At 68.8% G+C, this 3,511-nt stretch carries 2 protein-coding genes and 1 pseudogene; all 3 read right to left on the minus strand.

Going from position 1 to position 3,511, the window contains the following annotated elements; all coding sequences use genetic code 11:
• Positions 1-309: 309 nt before the first annotated feature.
• Positions 310-897, minus strand: a complete 588-nt coding sequence (locus tag ABT114_RS50005; protein WP_351153956.1) for a TetR/AcrR family transcriptional regulator — start codon at positions 895-897, stop codon at positions 310-312.
• Between the two features lie 214 nt (positions 898-1,111).
• Complete coding sequence (locus ABT114_RS50010) at positions 1,112-2,623, minus strand: MFS transporter (protein ID WP_351153959.1); 1,512 nt, start codon at positions 2,621-2,623, stop codon at positions 1,112-1,114.
• A gap of 106 nt (positions 2,624-2,729) precedes the next feature.
• Positions 2,730-3,079: pseudogene (locus ABT114_RS50015) on the minus strand (NAD(P)/FAD-dependent oxidoreductase); the annotation flags it as partial.
• Between the last annotated feature and the right edge of the window lie 432 nt (positions 3,080-3,511).

Here is a 3,511-nt window from a genome sequence, read left to right on the forward strand (position 1 = left end):
TCACGGGATCTGCCTGTTCGCGACCCCCATGTGAGACAGATTGACTCACAGAGAGTCTATGAGTCAACTTGTCTCAGAGAGACCTGCGTCACACCGATTCAGTCCAAAGGTGCGCAGCGATCGGATCAGTGGCACCCGCACCGGACTGCGAGCGGAGCGGTTCATGCCGACAGGTTCGGCCGACCGCTACTGAGGCGGCGAACCCAGAGATGACAGGACCTCGCAGCTCTTCACGAGTGCGAGGGAATGCCACCTTGATCAGCCCCGGCCCAACGGCGGACATCCAGCCATGCCGGGGACTCAACGACGCTAGGACCAGCCCCGCATGGCGGCATCCACGACGGCGTCCACGGTGTCACGCCCCAGGCGGTTCCCGGCGAGAAAGCGCTCGAAGAACAGAGGACCCGCGGTAGCCATGGCAAAGGTCTCGGGGGTGACGTCGGACCGGAGCTGGCCGCGCTCCACGGCCGCGGCAACAGCGGGACGCAGGGCATCTGCGATCTGGTTCAGCAACGACTCCCGGAGGCGGCGCATGCCTTCGTCATGCCGCGAGCCGCCGAGGATCGCGGCGAGGACGGCACCGGCCTGCTCGTCGTCCCACCGCTCGGCAAGCACGCCCAGACGGTGAACGAGCTCCGCTCGCGGATCGTCGCCCGAAGCGGCCCGAAGCTCCTCAGGCATCGGAGGCAGAGGCGGCATACCGGCTTCCAGCGCGGCCAGGCGGAGGTCGAGAAGGCCGGGCCAGTGCCGATAGACGGTGGCTCTGCCAACGCCGGCACGGGTGGCAACCGCTTGATGAGTCACGGCCTCCAGCCCGCCTTCCGTGAGCAACGCGGTGGCCGCCGAGACCATGGCATCACGGCTGCGCAACAGACGCGGATCAGTTCTGTCTTGCACCTCTCCGTTCCCTTCTGTGAGACAATGCAGCTTACAGCTTACTATGGGACATTCTGTCTCAGAGGTGGGAACTGGGTGGCCGCAGAGAACCTGCAGGACTACCCGGTGCTGCCCCGCCAAAGGTACCCGGACACTTCCCCCCTTTATTGCTCGTGCACGGCAGCAGCTGACTGCAGCCCGGCCTGCGCCTCTCTCAAGCGGACCCGTTCGTTGATCACATGTGAACGACAGGCGCGGCGTTCTCGTCCTGCTGCGGCACGCCGCGGCGGTAGAGGAGGGCGCTCACGCCCAGGCCGATGACGAAGATGGCCGCCGACCACCAGTAGGCGGTGGAGTAGCCCTCGAGGCCGGCCTGAGCCAGGACGCCGGGGTCCTTGGGGTTGCGGCCGGAGAGGTAGTCGGTGACGGCTTCGGAGGCCATCGTGCTGAGCAGGGCGACGCCGATGGACCCGCCGACCTGCTGGACGGTGTTGACGGCGGCGGACGCGGCTCCGGCGTCGGCCGGGGCCACGCCGGAGGTGGCCAGGCTCATCGCGGGCGCGATGACCGCGCCCAGTCCGATGCCGACGAGCACCAGCTGCGGCAGTACCTCCGTCACGTATCCGCCGTTCAGGTCCAGCGTGGTCATCCAGACCAGGCCGGCGGCCGCAATGGCCATGCCCATCGGTACCACCGGCTTGGGGCCTATGCGCGGCACCAGGACGTTGGCGGCCACGGCGGAGGCGGACGACGACGCCACGATCATGGGCAGGAAGGCGAAGCCGGTCTTCAGGGCGCTGTAACCGAGGCTCTGCTGCAGGTAGTAGGTCAGGAACAGGAACACGCCGAACATGCCCGCGCCGCTGACGAAGAGGGCGGCGAAAGAGGCGCCGCGATTACGGTCCAGCAGGACCCGCAGGGGCAGCAGCGGATATGCCGCCCTGCTCTGCCGCCAGACGAAGAGGGCCACCAGTACGGCACCGGCCGCCAGCATGCCCCAGGTCGCCACCGAACCCCAGCCGTGCGTCTCGGCGTTCGAGAAACCGTAGACCAGGCAGAACAGGCCGGCGGAGACCAGCAGGGTGCCGGGGACATCGAGCTTCGAGGACGTGTTGCGCGGGGTGCGGTGCAGCAGGGCTGCGCCACCGACGAACGCCACCACCGCGAAGACCACGTTGACGTACATGGTCCAGCGCCAGTCCAGGTACTCGGTCAGCACCCCGCCGAGGATCAGGCCGATGGCTCCACCCGCACCGGCGACCGAGCCTGCCACGGTGAATGCCTTGGCCCGCTCGCGCGGATCGGTGAAGGTGGTCATCAGGAGCGACAGCGCGGACGGAGCCAGCAGGGCAGCGAACAGGCCCTGGATCCCGCGTGCGGTGACGAGCAGGCCGAAACTGTTCGCCGCGCCTCCCAGCATGGAAGCGGCCGCGAAGCCGGTCAGACCCACCAAGAAGGTCACCTTCCGCCCGACCAGGTCTGCGACCCGGCCGCCGAGCAGCAGCAGGCTGCCGAAGGCCAGCGCGTAGGCGGTGACCACCCACTGCCGGTCGGCGTCCGAGAAGCCCAGGTCGCGCTGGGCGGACGGCAGAGCGATGTTCACGATGGTGCCGTCGAGGACTCCCATCAGTTGGGCGAGGGAAATGACCATCAGAATCCACCAGCGGCGCTGGTGTGACGGCTCGACAGGCACATTCTCAGGTGCGGTCTCGGCGCCGCGAGCGGCGGCGATGGCGTTCTGTGTCATGGGGGCAGCGCTCCAGGCAGCGGACGGGGGGCGACGGAAAGAGAAAGGGACAAAACGGGCGGAGAGATCAGGTACGGCCGTGGGACGGCGTGGCCGCCTCGGTGAAGAGGATCGCGACACCCTCGTGGAGGCCGAGGCGGACCACCGCGCCCAGGTTCTTGTGCCGGTACTCCTTCGGCGGACGGCCGCGCGGAACCGCGATCACGTTGTCGGCGAACGCTGGGGTCACGTACGGCGCGCTACGCGTCGGGAGGGCATCACGCGCCCTCTTCGGCGGCCAGGTCGGGAACCTGGGCGTTGTCGCCCGCGACCCACACGTGGTCGAGGCCCCTGACCTGGAGAGTGCAGGGTGTCGACGTGGCCACGCGGGCCGAGCGGCAGGCCGGAGTGGGCCAAGGCGGGGTTGGAGCAGACGCCGGCTGTCCATCTGGCCTCCGACGAGCAGACCCGACCCCCCACCCAGGGGGCCCACCGGCCGGACGAAGTCGGCGCGGACGTTTCATACGCTGTACGGTATCACCTGTTCCGTACGTCGTATGGAATGTCGACAGGTGCAGGCAGGAGGGCGCCGTTGAGCCCCTCCTGCCTGCCGCCCGAGCAGGGTCACGGGTCGCTGGTCCCCAGACCAGCGGCCGCCTGCCCAGCGCCAGCGGGTATGACGGCGACGTGCACGGCCTGAGCCCACCCGTGCCGACAGCCCATGTCTCACCGGTTGTCGCAGCCCGGGTCGTCGTTGGACCGGTTGGAGTCGTGGTCATACCGGTGCGAGTCGTGGTCGCACCGAGGTCCCGGAGGGGGGTGGGGTTGCCGCCCCCCTTTCCGGGGGTGTGGGTCAGCTGGCGGCCTGGGCGAGCAGCGGCTTGAGGGCCGGGTGCTGGAGGGCTTCCT

Source organism: Streptomyces sp. NPDC002088, assembly GCF_040296605.1.
In the GTDB taxonomy this organism is placed as follows: domain Bacteria; phylum Actinomycetota; class Actinomycetes; order Streptomycetales; family Streptomycetaceae; genus Streptomyces.

Coding starts and splice junctions, on each gene's coding strand:
- ABT114_RS50010 (WP_351153959.1), bottom strand. CDS start 2,623: ATGACACAGAACGCCATCGCCGCCGCTCGCGGCGCCGAGACCGCACCT.